Genomic DNA, 24,878 nt, shown 5'->3' on the forward strand with positions numbered 1-24,878 from the left:
AATCGGTCAGCCAGTTTCATTCTCTTTGGCACTGATCACCCTGACCTGATCAGGCGCTACCTGCCAGTCCTGGGCAACTTGCGCAGCAATCTCCCGGTACAAAGCAGTATGCTGCTGACCGGAAACAGGGACACTGTCGAACTCCTTGGACTGCGACTCACTCCCCACTTCGATCTCGATGGGCCGGATGGGGCGAACGGGATCCTCCTTTTCGGGCGACTTCTGCTCACCCCCTTTGTCTTCGGATACGACCACCGTGATCGCTTCAATGTCCGGTGTGCTCTCACCGGATTGACGGAATCGAACGTCGACGGAAGAGACCTCTATCCCATAAGCAGAGAGGACCTGCTGACGAATCAGCGATTCCATCTGCCCGCTAACATACCTTTCCATCTGCTCGTCCTGCTGCTGCATCAGCTTTTTGGACAGCGACTCCCACTGTGGATTCGGCTCGTCGCGGGCTTCAAACTCTTGCTGATAGCTGCTGAGCCGCAGAGCCAATTCTTCGGGTGGGATGCGAAACAAGGTAAAGACGGGGGACATGATCGTCAGCAAGATGATCAAGCCCATCACCATCTTGACGTAACGCTGTAAACTGGTGTTCGGCAGGATCAAGTCCAGAAAGGCTGCCAACAGGACGAGCAAGATGATCTTTTTTAGCCACAAAGTGAACCATTCCACCATGTCTCACCTACCGAACCATGAGTGAGATATTGCCTGCCGTGATAATGATGGTGATCGCCAGAAAAAACATCAGGCCAACAGTCGCCAAAGCGGCGAACACATAGACCAGACATTTGCCGATCGTACCGAGCGCAGTGATGATCGGACTGGAACCCAGCGGCTGCAGTACGGCCGACGAAACGTTGTAGATCAGGGCCAGTACAAGAATTTTGATTGCCGGGAACGCGCAAAGGATCAGCAGGATAATCACTCCAGCCAGTCCAACGGCATTTTTCACAAGCAGCGAGGCTCCGACAACGGTATCGGCTGCCTCTGAAAACATCCGTCCGACTATCGGGATGAAGTTGCCGGTCACATACTTCGCCGTCCGCAGGGTTACGCCGTCAGCAACTGCTGCTGAAGCTCCCTGTATACTGACTACCGCCAGAAAGATGGTCAAAAAGGAACCAAGCGCTCCCATCGCGATCGTCCGCAGCAGTACGGCCAGTTGGGTTACCTGATACCGCTCGGAGAAGAGGCTGGCAATTGACAGCATCGCCGACAGAAACAGCAGCGGAAAGATGATCGTCGAGATGATGATGCCGCTTGTGTTGATCATGAAGACGATCAGCGGATGAAACAGTGCCGCCGAGGCAAAGTTCCCCATCGACGCAAGCAGGGCGATGACGAGCGGGATCATAGCCAGCATGAAATCAGACATGTTGGCGATGGCATCTTTGGCGTAGGTAATGGCCAGATGAAAACTGTTCATCGCCAGTACCATCAGCACCAGATAAGTGATGGCATAGGCAACGGTGCTGACGGTGTTTCGCTCAAAGGCACTCTGCATCGTCTCCAAGATCATCGCAAAGACGGTAATGATGATGATCGAACTGAGCAGCTTGCCGTTGGTCAGCACCTCGTGGAAAAAGTATTTGAACAGTCCTTTCAGAACACCACTTACGGTGAGCTCACCGTCTTGAAACAGCAGCTGCATCAGACCCGGCGCTTGCAGATCTGGCAGATAGCCCTTGTACTCCTGCAGCGTCTTTTTCCAAAACTGCTCGATTCTCTCTGTCTGCAGATGCTCTGCCTGCTGGCGGACCAGCTGATCGATCGGGCCCCCGCTTTGCGAATCGACGAAAGGCTCAGCGAATACCAATTGCGGAACCAACACCAACGGAAAAAAAAGCAGGAACCAAAGCAGACGTGTCACCGGCATCCCCCTTTCTGCCTAAGCCGGAAGCAGGCCGACAACCGTCTCAATGATGATTTGTACAATCGGTACAGCCATCACCAGAATCAGTACCTTACCTGCCAACTCGATCTTGGAGGCGATCGCACCTTGACCCGCATCACGGGTGATCTGTGCGCCAAACTCAGCGATGTAGGCGATGCCGATAATCTTTAAGATCGTCTCCAGAAAAATCAGGTTCAGATCGGCCTGCACCGCCAACCGTTCCAAAACGCGGATCACCTCGGCGATCTTGTCGATCAAGAACAGAAAGATGATCACACCAGACACGATTGTCAGCAGAAAGGCAAACATCGACTTCTGCTCCTTGATCACCAGCGCGAGGATGGTGGCAACAATGCCAAGACCTACAATCTGGACGATTTCCATCGCTGGCGCCCTCCTCCCTAATTGAACAGAAAGACGCGTTTTACTTCGTTGAACAGGTCTCCCAGATAATGCGCCACCATGTACAAGACGATGATAAACCCGACAAGGGTAGCCCAGTGGGCAACATCCTCTTTGCCCGAAGCTTTCAGCACGGTGTGAATGATAGCCATGATAAAACCGACTCCAGCGATTTGAAAGACAGGAGTCAAATCGAAACCCACAACGAACACCTCGCTTCTAGAACATGAGGATAACCAGCAGGAGACCGCTGAGAACGCCCAGCGTTTTGTACATCTTTTCATACTTGGTTTGCTCGACTCTTGCTTCTTCTTCCAGTGCGCGCAGGTGCGTAACGGCCAATCTGAGATGCTTTTGCTGATCTTCACGGTCAGAATTTCCGAGAATGTAGCCCAAGCCCAGCAGTACGTCTTTTTCCGGTTTGCGCAAAGCCGTACCTGTCCAGTGTTTTTCCATCGCTGTCTGCCAGCAGGCTTGTGTCGCTTGTCCTTCATCTGTGATCAGTTGGTCCGCAGCCGTCAGAAAGATCCGACCGATCGCCGGGAGGACACGGTGCCCGATCTTGGCGAAAGCCCGATGAAGCGGGGTTGACCCGTATACAATCTCCGTCTCCAGCATCTGCAAGGCAAGCAGCCATGCTCGCAGCTGCAGGGGGCGATTCGCGTAGGACTTGCTGATCTGCCATCCGATCATGGAAGCGGAAAACAGGATCAAAACGGCTCCGATCAGCTTGGCCATGCCACTTCTTCTCTCTTGAGCGGCGTCAGACTGGCATCGTAGACCCCTTCAATGGTGCCAACACCCGACGTACGATTCAGCACGATGTAGCGGTCGAACGCCCCCTGTTGGATCAGCTTGCCCAACATCGGTCTACGAGACGCTTCCTCCAGGTCAAAACCATGCGCCGAACAAATGATGGAAACGCCGGCGTGAATCGCTTCCCAGATCGCCTCACTGTCCTCCGCCCTGCCGATCTCATCGACGATGATCACCTCAGGGGACATCGTTCGAATCATCATCATCATGCCCAGTGCTTTGGGACAGGCGTCCAACACGTCCGTTCGCGGTCCAACGTCACGCTGGGGGACACCGTGCAGACATCCGGCAATCTCGGAACGCTCGTCCACGATTGAGACTTTTCGACTGGAGGCATATTCGTTGCCATAACTGATCGAGCGGGCCATATCCCGCAAAAGGGTTGTCTTGCCGCACTGCGGTGGAGAGATCACCAGGGTGTTGTACACTTTCCCCTGGGCGAATAAATAAGGCAGTACCTTTTGAGCGGCCCCCCGCTTCTCTCTGGCAATGCGGATGTTAAAGCTGGTGATCTCGCGTATCCCTTTTACTTCTCCCCGTTCCATGACAACTTTTCCGGCCAGGCCAATCCGGTGACCACCAACGATCGTGATGTATCCACGCTTCAGTTCTTCTTCCAGCGCGTATAACGAGTGCTGACTCACCAGGTTGAGCAGTTTTGCGGCTTGCTCTTCCGTAAATACCCACCCCTGCCGGGAGTTGGCCGTTAGTTGTCCGCTCGATGTGACATAACTGGCCTGCTGACCGTAGCGGATCTCCAGGGGCTGCTGTTGTCTCAGCCGGATCTCCTCGATATTCTCTCTGACCGCTGTCGGCAAAACAGATAAGATGTTGCGGACGGGAGCCGGTAGAATGGCGAGTATCTCTTTCACGCATACCACCTCTTTGTCCACTCAGACTTATCTCCATCCTATGCAGAGTTGGACGAGAATTATGCCAGAAAAACAGGCTGCTCCCGTTCAACAAAAAAGCTTGCCAGCAATATCTGCTGACAAGCTTTCGCCCAAACCCTGCAACCGATCTGGTCAGGTCGGGTTAATTACACCCTCTTCGCTTAAAGGCTCTATGACATAATGGCGATACCCTTCGTCATCAATCCCTTCGTGGAAAAACATGACTTCACGACAGGTGGGACATTCAATCTCATAGGATTGTCCCGTATGCTCATGGGCGGCCGTTCTCGCCTCGTCTGTCCTGTCGTAGATGTAAGCATCTTCGCTGTCGTCCAGATCGTAATACTCATCATCGTAAAACTCATCGCTCGCTTGCTCATCCTCTTCATCTACTACTTCATACAGTGCTTCCTCATCGAAGAGCAAGTATTCCAACTCACTCAAGTCTTCGTCAACTGCCTCCAGATACTCTTCCGTTTCCTGCACGCGAACATGTAGTTCTTTCATCTCGGCAACCATGTCGTCGATTACCTGGATCATATCGACCAACACTTTTCCTTCCCGACTGGTCTCGCTGACATCAAAGCCATCCGCCAGACCGCGCAGATATGATATACGCTTTTCCAATTGTTCCATTGCAACCCCTCCTCGCAGACTACAACTGTATTGTGCCCGATCGGGATCGGCTTACAAATGGAAAAAATGAACTGCTCCATCTGTCACTTTCGTATGCCGATCAAAATACAGGCAATACCGACAAAAATCCAGAGCAATTTATGGAAACTGATCCGTTCCGAAATGCCAACCAGTCCGATCGTTGTCGTCGTCAGCAGGATAATCGGGCCGACCAGGGCCAACCCCGAATTAACCAGCAACGCCTTCTCCACTTGATTCAGTTTCAGGATCAACACGGCTGCCAGAATCTCGATCGTTCCTGACAGAAACCGCAGCGATGCCATACCGATAATCGCCTTTTCAAGCATACTCGTCCCTCCCCTACAAACACTTTATGCTCCGTGTTCAGGCAATAGTCTTGTCACAATTCTCTTCCCAAGACTGGGTAAATGCCCACTTCAACTGTGCGCGTATCACTCCTCCTGCCTGTCCGGCATAGACTGAAGCAAACGCCTAAAGAAGAGGGGAAACAATATGAGTGGACATGGAGCATCGTTTTGGCCGCCTGTCTGGCATGATCCATCCGCAGAGCGTACCAGCAAGCCGCGTCAGCAGGGACTTACGATGGTCATCGACAAAGGCCTTGGTCTTCATTCGTTTGAAGACGTGATGAATGTATCTGCTGACTACATTGATGTATACAAACTGGGCTTCGGTACATCCGTGCTGTATCCGACCAGCCTGTTGCAGAGTAAAATAGCCCTTGCACGCATGCACCATGTACAGATCATGCCGGGTGGGACGTTTTTTGAAGTGGCTTGTACCACAGAATCGGTGGAACACTATATCTCGATCATCAAGTCCCTCGGATTTACCGCAATCGAGGTCTCAGACGGGAGCCTTCCTATCAGCAAAGAACGGCGTTGGCAGGCTATCGGCTTGGCCAAGGAGGCAGGCTTGGTCGTCTATACGGAATTCGGCAAAAAAGCAGCCAGTTTTACTGCCGACCTCGACCCCCTGCTGCAAACACTGGACGAAGACCTGCGCGCCGGTGCCGACTATGTGATTGTGGAAGCGCGAGAGAGCGGCAATGTTGGGGTGTTCAACTGTAATGGTGAAACAGATCGTTCATTCGTACGTGATGTACAGATCTCTGCCGGTTCACAAGCTTCGCGGCTGATCTGGGAAGCGCCGCGCAAAGAGCAGCAAGTGGCTCTTCTGGAGACATTGGGACTTGCGACCAACCTGGGCAACATCGCAACGAATGATGTACTATCCGTAGAAACCTTGCGGCGAGGGTTACGAGGTGATACAGCTCACAGGATCCTTGACGAGAGGAGTAAAGCGACATGCGAATAGAGGTTGTGGAGACTGTCGATGAGATTCGCCATGACCAGATCGCCAAACGAACGGTGGTGGTGATTGACGTACTGCGTGCCTCCAGTACAATTGTGACGGCGCTGGCCCACGACTTTTCCTATATCGTGCCGGTCGACACTGTCGGGCAAGCCTTTGCCCTGCGCAACAGTCATTCACTACTGGCTGGAGAGCGTCACTGCAAAAAGATAAGCGATTTTCACTATAATAACTCCCCGACCGATCTCATGAAAGCAGAAGCTGACGGGCGGCATCTGATCCTGACGACGACCAACGGAACCCGGGCCATCCACAAGGCTGAGCGGGCGGAAATGCTGTTGGTCGGCTGTTTTTTAAACGCAACTGCTTGTATGGAGCAGGCACTGGCCAAACGGGCTGACATCACACTCTATTGTGCTGGTAGCCGCCAGGAATTTGCCCTGGAAGACGGATTGGCTGCCGGCCTGATGATCCATCGGGCCAAACAGCGAGAACCGACTCTCTCGGTCTGCGATCTCGGCGTCGCTCTGGAAGCAAGTTATCAGCAGTTTGCCGAAGCATTAACCGAAAGAGTCATGCTAAGTGCAACTGCTAAACGGTTGGTTCAGCAGCAGTACACAGCCGACATCGATCATTGCTGTCGCGTTGACCTCTATCAACTGGTCCCCGTCTTGCGGGAGAAACGCATATATCCACACCTTGTCTCATAGAGTGAAGGAGGAAAGAAAAGGGACAGGGGTTGCGATCAACATGTCTTATTGGTCGGGAGAAGTGATGCTAGTCGTACTGATCATCGTAGGATTAATCGGCCGCTCGCCGATTATCGCCACCGCAGCCAGTATGCTGCTGGTGCTGAAGCTGACGTCACTGGACCGCTTTTTCCCAGCAGTCGAGCGGCGCGGCATGGAACTCGGCCTGCTCTTTTTGACCATCTCCGTACTCGTACCGTTCGCCAGCGAGAAGGTCACGTGGAAAGACATTACACCGCTCTTCACGACACTTCTCGGTATACTGGCGCTAACAGGCGGTGCGGTGGCTACCTACATGAACGGGAAAGGACTTGATTTGCTGAAAGCCGAACCGCACCTGATCGTCGGGTTGGTGATCGGTTCGATCATCGGCATCGTGTTTTTCCGCGGGATTCCCGTCGGTCCATTGATGGCCGCCGGGATTACCGCCTTTTTGCTTAAAGTATACGAATGGCTAACCAGATCGATGTGACAACGAGCAGCAACTGGGACAGTTCAGCGAAGCGCCTTGCGCAACAGGTAGAGGAAGTACGGTGCCCCGAGAAGCGCTGTAAACACACCTGCTGGCACTTCGGTCGGCGCGAACAAGGTACGGCCTGCCGTATCTGCCACCAACACGAGCAACCCCCCGGCGAGTGCCGAGATCGGAATCAAGATGCGATAGTCAGCACCTACCCACAGACGTACCAGATGGGGTACCACCAATCCGACAAAACCGATCGTCCCCGCTGCAGCAACCGCGCTGCCAGCCATCACAACGGCGACAAAAAGCAGCGTTCCCCTGGCAAGCTCCAACCTCATACCCAATCCCCTGCTCAATTGATCGCCCAGACAGATCGCGTTCATCCGGGGGGCGAGCAGCCAAGCAAGGGACAAGCTGAGCAGGGACCAAGGCAGTAATGAGAAAAAGTGTTCCCAGCCTCTGCCCCACAAGCTGCCTTTTAGCCAAAGCAGCGCCGCTCCCACCTGATCGGTCGCCCCAATCATCATCGCCGTAATCCCGGCATCAAATAGCGCGGCCAGAGCAATCCCGGCCAGGGCGAGGCGCACCGGACTCATTCCCCGCTTCCATGCCAACACATAGACAAGTGTCACAGCCAACAGTGCGCCTGAAAACGCACTCAACGGCAAAAGAAAAGCGGAAGCACTGGGCACCATTGTGATCACCAGAACAGCAGCAAACCCGGCTCCGTCATTCATGCCGATAATGTTGGTATCTACCAACGGGTTCCTCGCAATCCCCTGCAAAATCGCTCCAGACACAGCTAGATTGGCACCGACGAGCAGCCCGACGAGAATCCGCGGCATCCGGTATTCCCAAACCAACTTCCCTGCCAACGAATCGTCTGCCATAAACAGCCCGTTGATCACATCATGCAATGACATCGCCACACCGCCAAACTGGATGGCAAGCAAGATGGCAACGACTAACGATAGCAGCAATCCGATCAAGAAAGGTCTTTGCTTCATCGTCCCCGCTCCTTTCTCAGCAGATAGAGAAAGAACGGGGCACCGATAAACGCTGTTAGCACACCCACGGGCCACTCCAACGGCTCACGAATCGTCCTCGCCGCAATATCTCCGTATACCAGCAAGCACGCACCGAGAATCGCACTAACCGGAACCAATACCCGATAGTCACTGCCTACGAGCGACCTGCTCACGTGTGGGATGATCAAGCCGACAAACCCGATCGGTCCGGCAACCGCAACAGCACTGCCGGCCAGTACCACGGTCACCAGTGCCGCATATAAGCGAGTTGCATCCAATGAGATCCCCAACCCTTGCGCCACTTCATCCCCCAACTGGAGTGCATTCATCCGCGAAGACAACCCCCATGCGATCACCAATCCGCTGATCGCCCAAGGGAGCATCATGGAGACGTGTGACCAGCCTCGTCCAGCCAAACCGCCAGCCAGCCAAAAGATCACCAGTCCCGCTGTCTCCAAGTCAATCACGAGAATCCCCATCATCAGAGCACTGAGGAACAGGGAAACAGCCACGCCGGCCAGCGTTAGGCCAAGTGGTGTGACACCCCGCTGCGATGCCATCGAATAAACCAGCAGCCCACCGGTTGCCGCTCCTGCAAATGCCACAAATGGCGTCCACCCAATCGGAAAATCAGGATACAAGACGGTTAGTCCAACAATAAACAGAGAAGCACCCGCGGTCACCCCGATTAGTTTCGGTTCAACCAGCGGGTTATGGGTGATTCCCTGCATCAGTGCTCCGGAAACAGCGAGGCTGGCACCGACCAATGCGCCCAACAGTGCTCGCGGCAGACGCAAATCCCAGACGACAGCCCGTTCCACGGTGTCAGACGGCTGCCATAGCGCCTGCCATACGGTTGAGACATCAAGCTGCATCGTTCCGGCAAAGGTACTATAGATGACAGCCAGCAGTAAAAGAAATAGTCCGATGAGTAAAGTAAGAACAACCCGTATGATCGGATTCGTCTGTCGCTTGCCATGCATGTTATGATCCACCCCCGAGTCAATCCATGACACAAAGCGCCGTCATCCTCGGCGCTTTTGTCCTAAAACAAGATCGTATTTATTTCTTGAACACATCAGGATACAAGAGCGAAGGGGCTTGCTCTACAATCAGTTTGGCGGCAAGCGGACCGCGCCCACGCGACCAGATGTTGCGATCTACTTCGTAGGTACGTTCGTTTTGCACTGCATCCAGCTTGGACCACACGGGGTTTCCATTCATTTTTTCACTGATCAGATCATCCTTTTTGGACATCAGAAACAGCACTTGTGGATTTAGTTCAATCAGTTTCTCCAGATTCAGCTTCACAAAGCGGCTTTCACTAGCGTACTCTTTATTCTCTTCGGTCATCTCTTCACCGGTTAACATACTCTGTTTCAAGGCATAGTCAGCGCCGAGCGATGTCAAAATGGAACCGACAAACGAATTGTCCAGCCACATCGAGTAAGCATCGCCAATCAGGAACATCCCCAGTGCCGAGACGCCCCCTGGCGTTTTTTGCTTCACTTCGTCCAGTTTCGCTTCAAAATCGCGGACAAACGCTTCCGCCTCATCCTTTTTGCCCAAGATGTCGCCAAGCAGGACGTGGTGCTCCATCGCCTCCTGCCAGGAATTAGCGCGGAATGAGATGGTCGGTGCAATTTTTTTCAACTCGTCCATGATCGGGCCAGCATAATTATCTTCAACGACAATCAAGTCTGGTTCCAGAGACAGGATCGTCTCCAGGTTGGGTTCGCGTCGATCTCCGACAGAGGTGCTGTTCTTCAAACCTTCTTGCAAATACTCCGGAACACCTGTTGGAGGAAGAGCCATGCCGACCGGCTCAATTCCAAGCGCAACCATCGAGTCAAGCGACTGGATGCTGAGGCCTACGACGCGCTTCGGTACCCCTGTGATGGTAAACTCTCCGTTGGGAGTTTGAAAGGTACGTTGCTCCTGACCGGTGTTTTCCATTTGCTGTGTCTGGGTGCCCGACTCTCCGGCAGCGGAGCCTGAGGTGGATGAATCCTGTCCGGCCTGTCCTCCACACCCTGCGAGAACCGTTATCCCGAAGAACAGAGCCAACAGCAAGGTGGTCCACGTTTTTGTCTGCTTTTTCATGTTGTCATCTCTCCCATGCTTATGTAGTAGTTCAGGTTCTTTCCCAGTCTGATACCGTCAGAAATGAGTAGTTGAAAATGATAATGAATATCATTTCGTAAAATTACAAGTACGATAGTACCTCATTCTGCGACCTCTGTCTAGCCCCAATTGAGAAAAGCACATCGCGTTGCATGTACGATTTTATCCAAAACAAAAAGAGCTGGGTTCCTCCTCGCTCCTTAAGAAGAACCCCAACTCTTTTTTATCCTGTGAGTCACCTTATGCGCGAGATACGTACGCTTCCGAACGCGTATCGATGATCAGCTTGTCGCCTTCGTTGACGAACAGCGGTACGTTGACCACAAATCCGGTTTCCAGCGTCGCTTTTTTGGTGGCGCCGGTAGCTGTGTCACCTTTGACCCCAGGCTCACATTCGGTTACGACCAACTCTACGGTGTTGGGCAGTTGAATCCCGATCGTCTCGCCGTTGTACTGCATGACCTGCACGTTCATGTTTTCCTTGAGGAAATTCAGTTCACGCTCGATCTGACTGCGAGGAAAGGTAATCTGCTCAAACGTTTCCGTATTCATAAACGTAAACTCGTCGCCACTCCCGTAGAGATACTGCATCGTGCTCGTCTCAATGCGGGCCGGGTTTACTTTTTCACCGCCACGGAAGGTCATCTCGGTTATATTTCCGTTGCGCAGATTGCGCAGTTTGGAGCGTACAAAAGCCGCGCCTTTTCCTGGTTTCACGTGTTGAAACTCAACTACTTGGTAGATGTTGCCATCCACTTCGATCGTCAAGCCAGTACGAAAATCGTTTACGGATATCATCACAAGCCTCCTAAACAGAACAATAACAGCAATATTATAAACTTAGACGGGCAGGATGAGCAACTCTTTTGTTGATCTCGTCAAAATCTCACAACCGTTTTCCGTGATCACCACATCATCTTCAATCCGTACACCGCCCAAACCGCTGACGTAGATGCCGGGTTCGACGGTGACGAGCATGCCTGGCTGCAGCACAGTGGTGCTGCTCATAGCCAGACCCGGCGCCTCATGCACCTGTAGGCCCAGACCATGGCCCGTACTGTGGCCGAACTGCTCTGCATAGCCTGCCTCTGCAATTACGTCCCGCGTCAAAGCGTCTGCTTCCCTGCCTGTCATCCCGGCGCGAATCTTTTCCACACCATTCCGCTGCGCCCGAAGGACGATTTCATAGATCTGCTTCATCTCCGGTTCCGGTTCGCCAACGGCAACTGTGCGGGTAATATCGGAGGAATACCCCTTGTACAAGGCACCGAAATCCATCGTGACCATCTCACCAGACTGGATCGTTTTGTCGCTTGCCCTGCCGTGGGGCAGTGCGCCCCTCTCTCCAGACGCGACGATAATGTCAAACGCTGCAGCCTCCGCACCGTTTCGCTTCATGAAATACTCCAACTCCAGCGCTACATCGCGCTCGCGGATACCCGGTTTCAAATAAGATAATATGTGGGTGAACGCTTCATCGGCGATCCGCACAGCTTCCTTGACGATCGCTAGCTCCGATTCGTCTTTGATCATACGCAGTTGTTCAAACATCCCTTCGGTGGGAACCAGTTCAATCCCTTTGAAATGAGTGTTCCATTCTTCGTAAAGGGCGAAGCTGACTGCCTGCTTCTCAAAGCCGAGCCGTTTTACCCCCATCGCCTGTAGTTGGGTGAATATGGCTCCCTTCTCATCCCGTTGGTGGTTGATTACCGTAAAATCAGGGGCTTCTGCCTGCGCCTGATCGATGTAGCGAAAATCTGTCAACAGCACAGCCTGATCCATGGACACAATCACAACACCCGCTGAGCCCGTAAAACCGCTGATGTAGCGACGGTTCACAGCGTGACCGGTAATGATCGCGTCCAACTGTCTTTCTTTCAGGATCGCTCTTACTTTCTCAATTCGTCCCTTCATACTCCTCTCCCCCTTCGATCGATACGTCTTGCCGCTCTGTCAAACTGCCTGAGAAGCATCTCGATTATGCACTTCCAACAGACCTCTGTTGCAGATGCCGCACCAGCCCGCGTAGAGCCCACTCGTAGCCGCTGCTGCCCAGTCCGACGATTTGTCCCAATACGACTGGTGCAATCACAGAACGATGCCGAAACTCCTCCCGAGCATGGACATTGGAGAGATGCACTTCAATCGTGGGCAGGTTGACCGCGGCGATCGCATCACGCAGGGCGTAGCTGTAATGAGTAAAGGCACCTGGGTTGATAATGATGCCATCATGTACCCCTTTCGCCGAGTGGATCGCATCGATCAGTTCGCCTTCATGATTGGACTGTCGATGCGTGATCGAGCTGCCAACCTGCTCAGCCACCTGCGCCAGATGTGTTACGATATCGTCCAGCGTTTCGCGGCCGTAAACGTCCGGTTCCCGCATCCCCAACAAGTTTAGGTTGGGGCCATTCAGTACCAATAAGGAAACCATGGAAACCTCCCAGCAAGAGAATTTTTCCAGGTCATTTTACCATAACGTAGATGGGCTTGAACAGGCGTCAGATCTCATCGAACCGCTCCGCCGTCAAGCTCAGTCCAATAAACAAGCCATAGGTTAGGAACCAGGCCAGTTCGGTGCTGAGCGTGTCTCCCTTCCACCGCCACATCTCAAACAAGAGACCAAACAAGAGAAACAATGCAGCCCCATACAGCACTCCACCCCACCACAGTTTGAACCGCGCAAATAAAATGGCATACACAAGCGTCGCTGCAAACGAGATCACAAACAAGACGATCAGTCCGATCACCGCTCCGGTGCTAGTCCCTTCAGAGGGCAAACCGACAAATGGCCGGGAGAAGACGTAGTTCCCATAGGGGGTAAAGTGAAAAAATGTCGCAACCATCCGCAGTATGGCCCAAACAATTGTAACACCTACCGATACCTCCATGATTTTCCTCCAATGGTTTGGTTCTACTCGGGTGTCACGTTCGCGCGGGGCCTGTTTTGATTTTGTCGCATACACCTGTCATCACCTCGTTGGTAGTATGTGCACGAACCCAACATTTTCACCAATCGGGATTGGAAAAAACAGCAATCTCCATGTAGCAGAGGAAAGGTGTTTACGCTACAATAAGGATTAGGAGGAAGGTGATCTTTTTTGACGCAACAAAACGTACCCAGCTATGGTGGTCAGGCTGTCATCGAGGGAGTCATGTTCGGCGGCAAGCGTGTGACCATCACAGCGATTCGCAAAAAGAATCAAGATATTGCCTTTTTTGAAGAGCCGCGGAAGGAAATCAAGTGGACCAAACCCTTAAAAAAGATCCCGTTTGTGCGCGGAATCGTCGGTCTGATCGAAGCAAGCGCGAGCGGAGCGAAACACTTAAACTTCTCTACAGAGCAGTATAGTGCCGAATCAGATGAAGCAGGCAGTGAGGCGGGCCCGTCCAAACTAACCCTGATCCTGGGTGTAGCAGTAGTCGGGGTGCTTTCGTTTTTGTTCGGCAAACTGCTGTTCACGGTGGTGCCTGCTCTGCTCGCCGGCTATCTGTTTGGTCATTGGATACCTAACGGAGTCTGGTCCAACCTGGTTGAGGGCGGGATCAAAATCATCTTGCTGCTCGCCTACATCCTCACGATCGCCCAGACACCGCTGATCAAACGGCTCTTCCAATATCACGGAGCGGAGCATAAAGTGATTAACGCGTTCGAAGCAGGGGTAGAATTAACAGTAAAAAACGTACAGCAGTTTTCCACGCTTCACTACCGCTGCGGCAGCAGCTTCATCATTTTCACCGTGCTCGTCGGCGTAGTGGTCTATTCGCTAGTGGACTACCAGACGATGTGGGAACGCGTCGTCCAGCGTATCTACCTGCTGCCAGTGGTCATTGGTGTATCCTATGAAGTCCTGCAATGGACAAACCGCTTTCGCGATACACCTGTACTTCGTTTTCTCGGCTATCCTGGTTTGTGGCTGCAAAAAATTACGACGCGTGAACCAGACGACAGTCAGGTGGAAGTGGCGATCGCTTCCTTCCAGAAAATGCGTGAGAGCGATCAACTACTGACAGAAAACCGTTTTGCTTCAACCGGTTGAACAAGCTTCTAATTCGTCCGAGGTGAGGCCCTTATGTCCATGCGCATTCACCCGATTATCCAGATCGTGCTGTTCTTTGCGATAATCGGCTTCATTGAACAATTGATCCGGGACCCGATCCAGACACTCCTGATCATTGGAATGACAGCACTGTTGCTCTTCTTTGTCAACAACTTCCTGAAGACAGGTCGCTTCCTGCCGGGCAAAACGTCTCCAGGGAAAAAGTCTTCATCGGGAACGAAACATATCAAACATGCCCCACGGACACAGAAAAAAAGCACCGATCATGCCCGGAAGCAGTATCCGTTTCAGGTGATCGAAGGACAAAAAGGGAAGGAAGACGGCAAAAACAGCGAGCAGCGATCCAAGACCTATCATTGATCCATGCTCTCTGAATGGAAAATAAGAGTGGCTGCTGTACTCAGCAGCCACTCTTGTTTTGGGCAGCAGGCGGAACAGGCTGTCGAAACGCGGCTACGTATTTGTTAAAATCCCATGTCTGCAAAAACTGTTCCGCAGCTTTCCGGCCCGATCGATACATTTCCTCTCTTATCTGTGATGCGAGCGCAAACTGTGTTCCTCTGATTCCCTTGGTCGGTATGAAAATCGTACGCACTGCTGCAGCCTTTTCTACGAAAAGCCGGTCATGGGCATCCAGCATGGTGGTGACAAGTGCTTTGCTGTAGGAGATCAAACCGGTGATCCTGTTTTCAGGAGCAGGTGCTCTATCCATGTCGCTAGGTGACGGCGAACTGAGACGGAATCCGAATGTGGGCCAGCGCGGTTGCTCCACATCAAACAACCAAACGGGAAAATTACTCAGCAATCCGCCATCGACGGTATAGTGGGCTACCGCATTGGATGCCTTGCGAAGCAGGTAGGGTTGAAAGAAGTATGGAATGGAAGAACTCATCCGAACGGCACGAGCTATCGGGAATGTCTCCGGGTTTAGCTGAAAGTCGACTAAATCATCTGGCAGCACCAGCATCCGATTATCTGAGATGTCCGAAACGATTACCTTCAACTTCCCCGTGGGCAAATCACCAAACGTGCAGATCCCTTTGCGCCGCAGCAAATCACCCACAAATCGCTCGATCGGCTGACCGGGATATAATCCTTTTTTGGTCAACAACTCCCAGGCAGGACCGATAAGCGGCACTCGCCGCAACCATCCACGCCGCACCAGCAGGGATTGATAGTTAAATCGCTCAAAAATGTGGTACAGTTCATGACTGGTGTATCCCGCACTCAGCAGGGCGGCAACAATCGAGCCGGCAGAGGTACCAGCTACTTTTTCCCATCTATATCCATGCTCCTCCATCACCTGGAGTGCACCAATAAAAGCAATCCCTTTTACTCCCCCACCTTCAAAAACCGCATCCGCATTCAATCGCCTCCACCCCCTCTTCTTATCATAATCGGGTGAAGGTTTTCCTGTCTCATCCTTTTTGGCGCAAAAAAACACAGATCCTGACGATCTGTGCAAGCAAGGTCTATCCCTCCGCGCCCTCTTCTTCGCGGCGGATCCGCTGCAGCTCCGCCGCCCTTGCCGGATCTTGCTGAAAGTACTGCACCAGGTATTCAATACAAGTAATCGATTCCCAACTGAGATGGTGCTCGATTCCTTCGACATCCTTGTAGATGTGTTCCTCGTCAACGCCGATCAGGCGTAGAAACTCTTCCAACAATGTGTGCCGGTCCACTAGACGCTTGCCAACTTTTTTCCCCTTTGGTGTCAGCACCAACCCACGGTACTTTTCATACACCAGGTATTTGTCCTTGTCCAATTTCTGTACCATTTTCGTAACGGAAGATGGGTGTACTTCCAGTGCTTCGGCTATGTCGGAGACACGAGCGTAACCTTTTTCTTCAATCAAATTGTAGATTCTCTCCAAATAGTCTTCCATACTGGGTGTCGGCACACAAATCCCTCGTTTCTTTCAACCAATCTTGCCCAAAAGCATGTAAATTCATCATACCTTGTGACCACGCCAGGATCAAGGAAAACCTGTACTACTACAAAAGTTGCTGTTTTCTGTCATCATCCTGACGAGCCCGCTTCCATCACAACGAGCAGTTCTGAATGGGACAGTCCCACTCATACACTTGTACCAGTTCGGTAAAAGGATGATGCGGATGAAAAACCAGGTATGGCAGATTGCCGGGATCTTCGCTTTCTCATCAGTAGGGGCCTCATACCTCGGTGGATGGGAAGTGCTTCACTTCTTTTCGTATTACGGCAGCTGGGGTATGCTTGGGCTGGTACTTGCCTCGTACAGCCTGGCTTGGGCCGGTTATCAGCTGATCAAACTTTGTCAGGAGCATGAGGTACAGGATATCGGCCAATTGCTGACGCTTCTGGTAGGTCACGCAGCAGCTCCAGCCTTCTCGATTGCCATCCATCTGATCGTACTCTTATTGACAGGTGGTGTCATGGCGCAATTGGCGGAAAAACTGCAGGCAGCCGGCTTCCTCTCGTTTCTCGCAGCAGCTGCACTAATGGTGGTACTGGTTTGGCAGTTTGCTGAACGGATTGATTGGCAGCGCCTGATCGCATGGATCAGTTGGCTGCCCATCGTCGGAATTGTGGTCCACAGTTCCTTTTTTCTCGATCTTCGTCCCATACCATTTCCCAGCTTATCGTATCAGTTAAACCTGGGTTGGCTGTGGTCTGCGCTGCAGTACATCGGTCTTCATCTTTTGGTGCTTGCTATTGTCGCGATCATGCTGGCAAAACGCACGAACGACAACCGGTCGCTTCAACATGGGGTGATCTGGGGCGGGGGGATATTTGCTCTGCTGCTGTTGCTGGGGCACCTGGCCATCCTCTCTTACTGGCACGATGTGCACGATTCGCAAACACCGCTGTATGAAGTGTTTCACGAATCACTTGCCGCTGGTTTTCTGCTCTATCAGGCGTTGGACTGGCTGCATGCCCTGTTCACTGTCATCGTCTGGTTGTATTGTCTTACATCACTCTTGTCAGAACGTTTTGAGTTGAACCGAACCGCCCTTTTGCTTTCGTTTTGCGGGGCCATGCTGGCCGCCGCACTCCTGTGCGGCAGCCTGGATCCGCTTGTGCCCTTCACTTACGTAGCAGCTACCTTTTTGGGCTTGATCCTGTTTTTTCTGCTGCTCTGGAGGAAGCTTCGCGCATGATGACGCAGTCGCTGTCCACAGCATGCTCAGTCCAGTCGCTGCCGCAGAGCCGTGCAGTCCCGACTGTTTGGGCAGGCGACCGTCAGATCCTTACAGGGATCATCTGGGATCATCTGGGATCATCAGGGATGTTCAGGGATGTTCAGTGATTGTCCAGCAGCGAAGTGACAACAAAGCCGCGCTGCTCCAAATCCTGCTTGATCCGCTCCCCACTCTCCGTTGATTTGTACTTGGTCAAGATGCGCCTCACCCCGTGATGTTTGGAGTCAAAGGAGATGCAAGAAACGACGTTGGCGTCATGCTTGACCAAAGTGGACATGATCTCCTGTAAAATCCCCTTACGCTCGTATTGGGCAATCACCATTCGGGTGGCAGCGATGTTCATGCCGAACGCCGATTCCAGTTCAAGCTCGACATCTTTCCGCTTCAGGATCCCCAGGAAGTGGTTTGCTTCGTCAACGACAGGCACAAACGGGTAGCGGACGATGATCGGCAGTGCATCTTCAAACAGATGCTGCTCCGTGAGGGCGGGAACCCGTCTATCCACTCCTTCAGCAAGCGGCAATTGGATAAACTCCTCATAAGAACCACGAAACAAGCCCTTCTCAAACAGCTCAAACAAACTCCGCTTGCTAAGCGCACCGTAAAAGGAACCATCATCCGCGACAACCGGAATGCTCCACAGCTGCTTTGCTTTCATCTGGTCCAAGGCTATCTTGACGTCCGTTAGAAGGATTGACCTTGTCGAATCCTTCTGCTATGTTGGATGAAGAAATAGCCAAGAAAAACAATATTCAGGGGGAGAAACCATGTATTATGTAGACGGTAGATGGGTGGAGGCTGCCGAAGCGTATATCCATCCGGAGGATCGAGGGTATCAGTTTGGAGACGGCATCTACGAGGTGTTTCGCATCTACCAGGGAAAAATATATCAGTGGGAAGCCCATTACACCCGATTGGCAAGAAGCGCCAAAGAACTGCAAATCGCATTCCCTTGGACGAGCAGTGAACTTCAATCGATTGCTGAACAACTTCTGGACAAGAACAGCATCACGGAAACCGACGATGCCATTCTGTATATGCAGGTAACAAGAGGAACTGCTCCCCGGCAGCATGAATTTCCCGAAGGACTGCGTCCGATCCTATCTGCATTTGCCAGGAAGAAGGAACGGCCACGCGCGGAAATGCAAAACGGCATCGCAGCGGCGCTCATTCCCGATATTCGCTGGCTTCGCTGCGACATCAAAAGTTTGAATCTGTTGGGAGCAGCCATGGCCAAACAGCAGGCGAAACAACAAGGGGCCTTCGAAGCGATCTTGCACCGCGACGGAACCGTTACCGAAGGCAGTTCGTCCAACCTTTTTGTCGTAAAGGACAATGTGTTGTACACCCACCCCGCTAACCACCTGATTCTGCACGGCATTACACGGCAGATTGTGATTGCACTGGCCGGAACTCTCTCTTTGGAGGTACGGGAAGAAACGTTCGATGCCGAGTTTTTGAAACAAGCTGATGAATTGTTTTTCACCGGTACGACTGTAGAAGTTATGCCTGTCGTATCGTTAGACGGAAAGCCTGTAGGAAGTGGGCAGGTCGGAGAGGTTGTCCGCAAGCTGCAGGAGGCATTTGAAGGTACGATTGGCTAATTGCACCACATGTTTCGAACGTCAGAAAATCAATGTGACGGTAAAGCCAATAATGGATAGAAGGTCAGGGGAATTCTGACCTCTATCCATTTTTTGTAGAGACCTATTTTTTGTATAAACGATAAAACGTTGCCATTTCCATGACTGCCTGGCTCGTCTACGGCCCAGAGAGCTGCCGGGTCAGCGACGAAAGTTCCACTCTGGTGTGGCATAACGTGTGCGGCTCAGTTCTTCTGCCAGAGCCAGCTCCTCATCCGTGAGCGGTTGTTCGATTAGCTCCACGCCTAAACCGGAGGCAAACCCTGCGAAAAAGGCATCTATCGCCTGATCCAGGCCAACCTGGGCTCCGCTTACTTCGTTAATCGTAACTGCCTTTTCTCGAAAGCTGTCCATCATCCGCTGTTTTACCCGCTCTGACGGAAAACGAAGCAGAGAAAACAAGAGATCCACATCCATGTCAAGCAGGATGGACCCATGCTGCAGAATCACACCTTTTTGTCGTGTCTGCGCACTACCTGCCACCTTTTTCCCTTCCACAACCAGCTCATACCAGGAAGGCGAGTCAAAGCAAGCTGACGATCCTGGTGAGCTGTATTTTGCCTTCTCTTCTTCTGTCGCAAGGGACACCATCTCTGCTCTTAGACCGAGCTCCTGAAAGCCATGCAGCAGTCCCATGCTGATAATCTTGTACGCCTCTGTTACACTGGTCGGCATCCGGGGATGACGCTCTGACACGATGACGCTGTACGTTAACTCTTGGTCGTGCAGCACGGCCCGTCCGCCAGTTGGCCGCCGTACGAAACCCAGTCCAAGCTGCTTGACCGCTGTTGTATCAATCTCTTTCTCCGCCTTTTGGAAGTAACCGATCGACAGCGTCGCCGGCTCCCAGGTGTAAAACCGCACCGTCGGCGGCACTTTTCCTTCACTATGTAAAGTGAGAATCGCTTCATCCACGGCCATGTTCATCTCGGGAGACATCGCCTTCGTCAATACATATCGCCACTGCTCCATCGCTGATTCCTCCTTTTGGGAAAAGCTTGCATCGAAAGACCGTCCTCAACAGCCCTGTTCCTCCTCACCTGTGCAGACGATTCAAACAGGATAGCAGATAAACTCTTTGCCTGTTCATTGTACGGCCTAATCTGTACTTGCGGCAAGTAATAGCAGCACACCCGACTGGTGTGGATGGATCATGAGCGAAGCGGATTATAACCGATAAAAGAAGTCGCGTTACCTCTGCAGTAACGCGACTTGATGTTTCCCATCATCGTGACTTATGCCGATCGCCCAAAAGCCACCACATTTATGAATTGAGTACAGTCTTGGTTCACACACCCTCTGATTGGTAGCGGAGGACCGGCTTGCGAGCCGCCGTCGCTTCATCCAACCGCTTTACTACCGTGGTGTGCGGCGCCTCCTGGACGATCTCCGGCGACTGCTCGCACTCACGGGCGATTTGCAGCATAACCTCGGCAAACTCATCCAAAGTCTCCTTGGTCTCCGTCTCGGTCGGCTCTATCATCAGACATTCATCCACGATCAGCGGGAAGTAGATCGTTGGCGGATGATAGCCAAAGTCGAGCAGCCGCTTGGCAATGTCCAAGGTACGGACGCCCTGTTTTTTCTGTCGAACGCCGGAGAGGACGAACTCGTGCTTGCAGACGCAGTCGTATGGCAGTTCATATGCTTCAGCCAGACGGCGCATCAAGTAGTTGGCGTTTAGCACCGCATTTTGCGATACCTGCAGCAAACCTTCTGCTCCCATCGTGCTGATGTAGGAGTAGGCACGCAGCAGAATGCCAAAGTTGCCGTAGTAAGCTTTCACTCGCCCGATCGACTGTGGGCGGTCATAATCAAGCCGGAAGCGTCCCGTTTCGTCTTTCGCCACAATAGGCGCCGGCAGGAACGGCAGCAGCGACGCTTTTACCCCAACCGGACCGGCTCCCGGCCCACCGCCGCCGTGGGGGCCGGTAAAGGTCTTGTGCAGATTCAAGTGAACGACGTCAAAGCCCATATCTCCGGGACGGGCAATTCCGAGAATCGCGTTGGCATTGGCCCCGTCGTAGTAGAGCAAGCCGCCTACTTCGTGCACGATCCTGGCCATCTCTACGATATCCTCTTCAAAAAGCCCTAGTGTGTTGGGATTGGTCAGCATCAACCCGGCTGTATCAGGTCCGACTGCCGCCCGCAGTGCTTCGATGTCGACCAATCCCCGTTCATCGGAAGGAATGGTCACCGTCTCCATTCCGGCAACGTTGGCCGATGCCGGGTTGGTACCGTGCGCGGAATTGGGTACAATCACCTTCGTCCGCTTCTCGCCACGACTCTCGTGATACGCACGAATCATCATCAGGCCGGTAAACTCACCGGCTGCTCCTGCTGCAGGCTGCAGTGACACCGCATCCATCCCGGTAATCTCAGCCAAATCCTGCTGCAGGTTGTACAGCATTTCCAGCGCACCTTGTACGGTTTCATCCGGCTGATAGGGGTGAATCGAGGCAAACCCCGGCAAGCGGGCGATATCCTCGTTAATTTTTGGATTGTATTTCATCGTACACGAGCCAAGCGGGTAAAAACCGGAGTCGACGCCGTGATTGCGGTTGGACAGTTCCGTATAGTGACGCATCAGCTGCAGCTCTGATACCTCCGGCAAGGCCGCGGGTGTTTCCCGTAGCAGGTGCTGCGGCAGCAGGGTCGTCACATCTACTTCTGGAACATCCAGTTCCGGCAAGCTGTATCCAACCCGCCCGGGCCGACTCATCTCGAAAATAAGTGCTTTTTCCTTGTTGTTATGCACGACCGATCACCTCCAATTGCTGTGCCAGCGTGTCAATCTCTTGTTTGGTCCTCAACTCGGTGACAGCGATCAGCATATGTCCGGACAATTCCGGATAGCTGCGTCCCATGTCGTACCCACCGATGATGCCTGCTTGCAGCAGGGCAGCGTTTACTTCCGCTGCAGGCTTTGGCAGTTTGACCACGAATTCGTTAAAGGTGGGAGACTGAAAGACTATTTCCAATCCCTCTAATGCTCCAATCACTTGCTTGGCGTAATTGGCTTTTTGCAGGTTCATCAACGCCATCTCCTGCACCCCCTGACGGCCTAACGCACTGAGGGCCACAGAAGCAGCCAGCGCGTTCAAAGCCTGGTTGGAGCAGATGTTTGATGTCGCTTTTTCCCGGCGGATATGCTGTTCACGCGCCTGCAGGGTCAAGACAAACCCGCGCTTCCCTTCTTCATCCTTGGTCTGACCGACGATTCGGCCCGGCATTTTGCGCATCAGCTTGGTCGTCGTAGCAAAGTAACCACAGTGTGGTCCGCCAAATGAAGCGTGAATGCCAAACGGCTGCATGTCGCCGACGACGATGTCCGCACCTAGTTTGCCCGGTGCTTCCAATACACCGAGGCTGACCGGATTGGCCTTCACGATAAACAGTGCACCCGCTTCATGCACCAGTCGTTCAACCGCCGCCAGATCCTCCACGCTGCCAAAAAAGTTTGGATATTGCAAGATAACGGCACCTGTCTGGTCCGTCAACTCCGCTTGCAGTTGAGCAAGGTCGGTTACTCCTTGTCCGGTATAGCCGATTTCGACCACTTCCACGTCCTGACCGTAAGCGTAGGTGTTCAAAATCTGACGCGCTTCCGGATGGACCGCACGTGAGACGAGCACCCGTTTTTTTCCGGTGTGACCTGCGGCCATCATGGCCGCTTCCGCCAATGAAGTGGGACCATCGTACATCGACGAGTTGGCCACCTGCATCCCGGTCAGCTCACAGACCATCGTCTGAAACTCAAAGATCGCCTGTAGTTCCCCCTGGCTAATCTCCGGCTGGTACGGGGTATACGCGGTATAAAACTCGGAGCGGGAAATGACGTGGTTGACCACGCTGGGGATGTAGTGCTGGTAAACACCAGCGCCCAGGAAGCACGCATGCGTTTCAAAACTGATATTTTTGCTGGCCCATTTTTTCATCTGTGCCATCAGTTCCGGTTCAGACAGCGCTTTGGAAATGTTCAGCTCCCGGTTAAAACGAACCTCTTGCGGGATATCGGAGAACAACTGTTCAATCGAATCGACCCCAAGTGCTTCCAGCATCTGGCGCTTGTCTTGGTCGGTCTGGGGCAAGTAACGATACTTCACCTGTATTCCTCCTTGCTTGAAGCATTGTAATCAACTCACGCCTCACGATTTGCTGCGCTTGTAAAACGGGGTTGCGACCACCTTCGCCTTGAGTCGTTTGCCCCGCACCTCCACGTCTACTGCTGTATCCAGTGCGGTATAGGCTTTGTCAAGCAGCGCCAGACCGACGTTCTTTTTCAGCGTAGGCGACTGGGTACCGGTGGTCACGACACCGATCCTCTTGTCACCGGCATAGACAGGATAATCCGTGCGCGGGATGCCGCGGTCGATCATCTCGATCCCGACCAGTTTTCGCGGGGCTCCCTGCTCTTTTTGCTGTTTCAGCACGTCACACCCGATGCAGGGGATCTCTTTATCCGGTTTTACTGCAAACCCTATCCCCGCCTCGATCGGCGTAATCTCCCTGCTTAGCTCCTGACCGTACAGCGGCAGCTTCGCTTCGAACCGGAGTGTGTCCCGTGCGCCCAATCCACAGGGAGTCAACCCCTCTTCTTCCCCCGCAGCCATCAACTTATCCCACAGGGATACAGCCTGATCGGCTGACACGTACAATTCAAAACCGTCTTCTCCGGTGTATCCGCTGCGAGAGACCAGTGTGGAGATCCCATCCAGCGAGACATCCTGTTGGAAACGGAAAAAACCGATTTGGGAAAGGTCTATCGTGGCAAGGCGTTGGAGAATGGTTTCGGCAAGCGGTCCCTGAATGGCCAGCAGTGCGATCTGGGAGGAGATGTTCTCAACCGTCACCTGATCTGTCAGATGCTGCTTCATCCAGTCCAGATCCTTATCGATGTTGGATGCGTTGATCACGAGCCAATAGTGGTCTTCGGCAAGTTTGTAGACCAGCAGGTCATCCACTGTGCCGCCATCCGGGTAGCACATCGCACTGTAATGCGCCTGTCCCGGCACCAGTTTGGACACATCGTTGGTCGTAAGCCGCTGAAGGTAGTGGAGTGCACCCGCTCCTTTTACCTCCACCTCTCCCATATGGGAGACGTCGAATAATCCTGCCTTGGTCCGCACTGCCTCGTGCTCCTGCGAAATGCTCGTAAACTGAACCGGCATCTCCCACCCACCGAAGTCGATCGTCTTGGCACCATACTGGGCATACACGGGAAACAACGGGGTACGTTTCAAGTCGCTCAACAGCCTGCACCTCCTGATTCTTCCTTTTTACCATTTCCTGTTGCATGTAAATTCATGTCTGCACAAAGACGCAAAAAAAGACAGAGCAAAGGAAGAAGTCAGACGCTTGCGCACGTCCTACTCTTTCCTTCTCTGTCCTCGGTACCTGAGAGTTGCCTTGCCCGATGGATCGGCAAGTTTCCCCTTGGGTGGCTCATCTGAGCTCTCTCCAGAGATGCGTCCGGTAGAGGTACTTTTGCCTGAGAGATTCACCGCTGCCCGGCTTGCTCCTTCGGCGCCGTATAAATACGGTCTCTCCCTGCTACCTTCATTCGCACGGAATGTACATAACTTGTAATCAAGTGAATCATACTAGCCTATACAGCAATTGTGTTACCGTTATTATCCTACCAT

At 52.8% G+C, this 24,878-nt stretch carries 29 protein-coding genes and 2 riboswitches; of the genes, 7 read left to right on the forward strand and 22 right to left on the reverse strand.

What is annotated here, in order from left to right; translation table 11 throughout:
* Positions 1 to 6: 6 nt before the first annotated feature.
* From spoIIIAF to LOK74_RS10710, 8 genes are all read right to left on the reverse strand, one after another.
* Complete coding sequence (gene spoIIIAF, locus LOK74_RS10675; RefSeq protein ID WP_230046612.1) at positions 7 to 681, reverse strand: stage III sporulation protein AF; 675 nt, start codon at positions 679 to 681, stop codon at positions 7 to 9.
* Positions 682 to 691: 10 nt separating this feature from the next.
* Positions 692 to 1,885 carry a stage III sporulation protein AE gene (gene spoIIIAE, locus LOK74_RS10680; RefSeq protein WP_420908758.1) on the reverse strand — a complete coding sequence of 398 codons (1,194 nt, stop codon included), beginning with the start codon at positions 1,883 to 1,885 and terminating at the stop codon, positions 692 to 694.
* A 12-nt stretch (positions 1,886 to 1,897) separates the two neighbouring features.
* Positions 1,898 to 2,287 carry a stage III sporulation protein AD gene (gene spoIIIAD, locus LOK74_RS10685; protein WP_230046613.1) on the reverse strand — a complete coding sequence of 130 codons (390 nt, stop codon included), beginning with the start codon at positions 2,285 to 2,287 and terminating at the stop codon, positions 1,898 to 1,900.
* A 17-nt stretch (positions 2,288 to 2,304) separates the two neighbouring features.
* Positions 2,305 to 2,508 (reverse strand): stage III sporulation protein AC, encoded by a 204-nt coding sequence (gene spoIIIAC, locus LOK74_RS10690; protein ID WP_126427545.1) that lies wholly within the window; start codon positions 2,506 to 2,508, stop codon positions 2,305 to 2,307.
* A 16-nt stretch (positions 2,509 to 2,524) separates the two neighbouring features.
* Entirely contained in the window at positions 2,525 to 3,043 is a 519-nt protein-coding gene (spoIIIAB, locus tag LOK74_RS10695) for a stage III sporulation protein SpoIIIAB (RefSeq protein ID WP_230046614.1), read from the reverse strand.
* A complete protein-coding gene (spoIIIAA, locus tag LOK74_RS10700; protein ID WP_230046615.1) occupies positions 3,031 to 3,993 on the reverse strand; it encodes a stage III sporulation protein AA in 963 nt (320 codons plus the stop codon). The genes spoIIIAB and spoIIIAA overlap by 13 nt, the downstream gene beginning before the upstream one ends.
* Before the next feature lie 153 nt (positions 3,994 to 4,146).
* Positions 4,147 to 4,650, reverse strand: coding sequence for a CD1247 N-terminal domain-containing protein (locus LOK74_RS10705; protein WP_230046616.1), 504 nt, complete (start codon positions 4,648 to 4,650; stop codon positions 4,147 to 4,149).
* Between the two features lie 83 nt (positions 4,651 to 4,733).
* Positions 4,734 to 4,997: a YqhV family protein gene (locus LOK74_RS10710; RefSeq protein ID WP_230046617.1), complete on the reverse strand. Its 264-nt coding sequence runs from the start codon at positions 4,995 to 4,997 to the stop codon at positions 4,734 to 4,736.
* A gap of 166 nt (positions 4,998 to 5,163) precedes the next feature.
* Between LOK74_RS10710 and comA the strand changes: the two genes are divergently transcribed.
* From comA to LOK74_RS10725, 3 genes are read left to right on the forward strand one after another with little or no spacing between them, the layout of a single operon-like run.
* Complete coding sequence (gene comA / locus LOK74_RS10715; RefSeq protein WP_230046618.1) at positions 5,164 to 5,988, forward strand: phosphosulfolactate synthase; 825 nt, start codon at positions 5,164 to 5,166, stop codon at positions 5,986 to 5,988.
* Positions 5,979 to 6,695 carry a 2-phosphosulfolactate phosphatase gene (locus LOK74_RS10720; RefSeq protein WP_230046619.1) on the forward strand — a complete coding sequence of 239 codons (717 nt, stop codon included), beginning with the start codon at positions 5,979 to 5,981 and terminating at the stop codon, positions 6,693 to 6,695. Before comA ends, LOK74_RS10720 begins: the two co-directional genes overlap by 10 nt.
* A 40-nt stretch (positions 6,696 to 6,735) precedes the next feature.
* Positions 6,736 to 7,206 carry a DUF441 domain-containing protein gene (locus LOK74_RS10725; protein ID WP_230046620.1) on the forward strand — a complete coding sequence of 157 codons (471 nt, stop codon included), beginning with the start codon at positions 6,736 to 6,738 and terminating at the stop codon, positions 7,204 to 7,206.
* A 23-nt stretch (positions 7,207 to 7,229) separates the two neighbouring features.
* On the opposite strand, the gene LOK74_RS10730 is transcribed toward LOK74_RS10725, so the two are convergent.
* From LOK74_RS10730 to LOK74_RS10760, 7 genes are all read right to left on the reverse strand, one after another.
* Positions 7,230 to 8,204, reverse strand: coding sequence for a FecCD family ABC transporter permease (locus tag LOK74_RS10730; protein WP_230046621.1), 975 nt, complete (start codon positions 8,202 to 8,204; stop codon positions 7,230 to 7,232).
* Positions 8,201 to 9,208 (reverse strand): FecCD family ABC transporter permease, encoded by a 1,008-nt coding sequence (locus LOK74_RS10735; RefSeq protein WP_230046622.1) that lies wholly within the window; start codon positions 9,206 to 9,208, stop codon positions 8,201 to 8,203. The genes LOK74_RS10730 and LOK74_RS10735 overlap by 4 nt, the downstream gene beginning before the upstream one ends.
* A 79-nt stretch (positions 9,209 to 9,287) precedes the next feature.
* Complete coding sequence (locus tag LOK74_RS10740; protein WP_230046623.1) at positions 9,288 to 10,328, reverse strand: ABC transporter substrate-binding protein; 1,041 nt, start codon at positions 10,326 to 10,328, stop codon at positions 9,288 to 9,290.
* Between the two features lie 261 nt (positions 10,329 to 10,589).
* The gene (gene efp / locus LOK74_RS10745) at positions 10,590 to 11,147 is read right to left on the reverse strand and encodes an elongation factor P (RefSeq protein ID WP_230046624.1); all 558 of its coding nucleotides are present in this window, start codon (positions 11,145 to 11,147) and stop codon (positions 10,590 to 10,592) included.
* A 42-nt stretch (positions 11,148 to 11,189) separates the two neighbouring features.
* On the reverse strand, positions 11,190 to 12,263 hold the full coding sequence (locus tag LOK74_RS10750; RefSeq protein WP_230046625.1) for a M24 family metallopeptidase: 1,074 nt from the start codon (positions 12,261 to 12,263) through the stop codon (positions 11,190 to 11,192).
* Between the two features lie 64 nt (positions 12,264 to 12,327).
* A complete protein-coding gene (aroQ, locus tag LOK74_RS10755; protein WP_230046626.1) occupies positions 12,328 to 12,783 on the reverse strand; it encodes a type II 3-dehydroquinate dehydratase in 456 nt (151 codons plus the stop codon).
* Positions 12,784 to 12,850: 67 nt separating this feature from the next.
* Complete coding sequence (locus tag LOK74_RS10760) at positions 12,851 to 13,240, reverse strand: YqhR family membrane protein (protein ID WP_230046627.1); 390 nt, start codon at positions 13,238 to 13,240, stop codon at positions 12,851 to 12,853.
* 210 nt (positions 13,241 to 13,450) lie between these two features.
* Between LOK74_RS10760 and LOK74_RS10765 the strand changes: the two genes are divergently transcribed.
* Both LOK74_RS10765 and LOK74_RS10770 read left to right on the forward strand, forming a co-directional pair.
* A complete protein-coding gene (locus tag LOK74_RS10765; protein ID WP_230046628.1) occupies positions 13,451 to 14,389 on the forward strand; it encodes a DUF1385 domain-containing protein in 939 nt (312 codons plus the stop codon).
* 33 nt (positions 14,390 to 14,422) lie between these two features.
* Positions 14,423 to 14,770, forward strand: a complete 348-nt coding sequence (locus LOK74_RS10770) for a hypothetical protein (protein WP_230046629.1) — start codon at positions 14,423 to 14,425, stop codon at positions 14,768 to 14,770.
* A gap of 40 nt (positions 14,771 to 14,810) precedes the next feature.
* Here LOK74_RS10770 and LOK74_RS10775 read toward each other — a convergent pair whose 3' ends face one another.
* Together LOK74_RS10775 and mntR are read right to left on the reverse strand one after the other, a co-directional pair.
* The gene (locus tag LOK74_RS10775; protein ID WP_230046630.1) at positions 14,811 to 15,779 is read right to left on the reverse strand and encodes a patatin-like phospholipase family protein; all 969 of its coding nucleotides are present in this window, start codon (positions 15,777 to 15,779) and stop codon (positions 14,811 to 14,813) included.
* A gap of 103 nt (positions 15,780 to 15,882) precedes the next feature.
* On the reverse strand, positions 15,883 to 16,311 hold the full coding sequence (mntR, locus tag LOK74_RS10780) for a transcriptional regulator MntR (RefSeq protein ID WP_230046631.1): 429 nt from the start codon (positions 16,309 to 16,311) through the stop codon (positions 15,883 to 15,885).
* 214 nt (positions 16,312 to 16,525) lie between these two features.
* On the opposite strand from mntR, the gene LOK74_RS10785 reads away from it, so the two are divergent.
* Entirely contained in the window at positions 16,526 to 17,548 is a 1,023-nt protein-coding gene (locus LOK74_RS10785) for a hypothetical protein (RefSeq protein WP_230046632.1), read from the forward strand.
* A 142-nt stretch (positions 17,549 to 17,690) separates the two neighbouring features.
* Here the strand turns inward: LOK74_RS10785 and LOK74_RS10790 are convergent, their stop codons facing one another.
* Complete coding sequence (locus LOK74_RS10790; RefSeq protein ID WP_230046633.1) at positions 17,691 to 18,248, reverse strand: CBS domain-containing protein; 558 nt, start codon at positions 18,246 to 18,248, stop codon at positions 17,691 to 17,693.
* Positions 18,249 to 18,357: 109 nt separating this feature from the next.
* Between LOK74_RS10790 and dat the strand changes: the two genes are divergently transcribed.
* Positions 18,358 to 19,194: a D-amino-acid transaminase gene (dat, locus tag LOK74_RS10795; protein WP_230046634.1), complete on the forward strand. Its 837-nt coding sequence runs from the start codon at positions 18,358 to 18,360 to the stop codon at positions 19,192 to 19,194.
* Positions 19,195 to 19,374: 180 nt separating this feature from the next.
* Here dat and LOK74_RS10800 read toward each other — a convergent pair whose 3' ends face one another.
* The 4 genes from LOK74_RS10800 to gcvT all read right to left on the reverse strand — a co-directional run bounded on the left by LOK74_RS10800 (position 19,375) and on the right by gcvT (position 24,485).
* Positions 19,375 to 20,205 (reverse strand): lipoate--protein ligase family protein, encoded by an 831-nt coding sequence (locus LOK74_RS10800; protein ID WP_230046635.1) that lies wholly within the window; start codon positions 20,203 to 20,205, stop codon positions 19,375 to 19,377.
* A gap of 316 nt (positions 20,206 to 20,521) precedes the next feature.
* The gene (gene gcvPB, locus LOK74_RS10805; protein WP_255679577.1) at positions 20,522 to 21,991 is read right to left on the reverse strand and encodes an aminomethyl-transferring glycine dehydrogenase subunit GcvPB; all 1,470 of its coding nucleotides are present in this window, start codon (positions 21,989 to 21,991) and stop codon (positions 20,522 to 20,524) included.
* Entirely contained in the window at positions 21,984 to 23,339 is a 1,356-nt protein-coding gene (gene gcvPA / locus LOK74_RS10810) for an aminomethyl-transferring glycine dehydrogenase subunit GcvPA (RefSeq protein WP_230046636.1), read from the reverse strand. The genes gcvPB and gcvPA overlap by 8 nt, the downstream gene beginning before the upstream one ends.
* A 42-nt stretch (positions 23,340 to 23,381) precedes the next feature.
* On the reverse strand, positions 23,382 to 24,485 hold the full coding sequence (gene gcvT / locus LOK74_RS10815) for a glycine cleavage system aminomethyltransferase GcvT (RefSeq protein WP_230046637.1): 1,104 nt from the start codon (positions 24,483 to 24,485) through the stop codon (positions 23,382 to 23,384).
* Positions 24,486 to 24,607: 122 nt separating this feature from the next.
* Positions 24,608 to 24,702, reverse strand: a riboswitch (glycine riboswitch).
* Positions 24,703 to 24,796, reverse strand: a riboswitch (glycine riboswitch).
* Positions 24,797 to 24,878 lie beyond the last annotated feature (82 nt).

Source organism: Brevibacillus humidisoli (assembly GCF_020923435.1).
GTDB classification, from domain to species: Bacteria; Bacillota; Bacilli; order Brevibacillales; family Brevibacillaceae; genus Brevibacillus_E; species Brevibacillus_E humidisoli.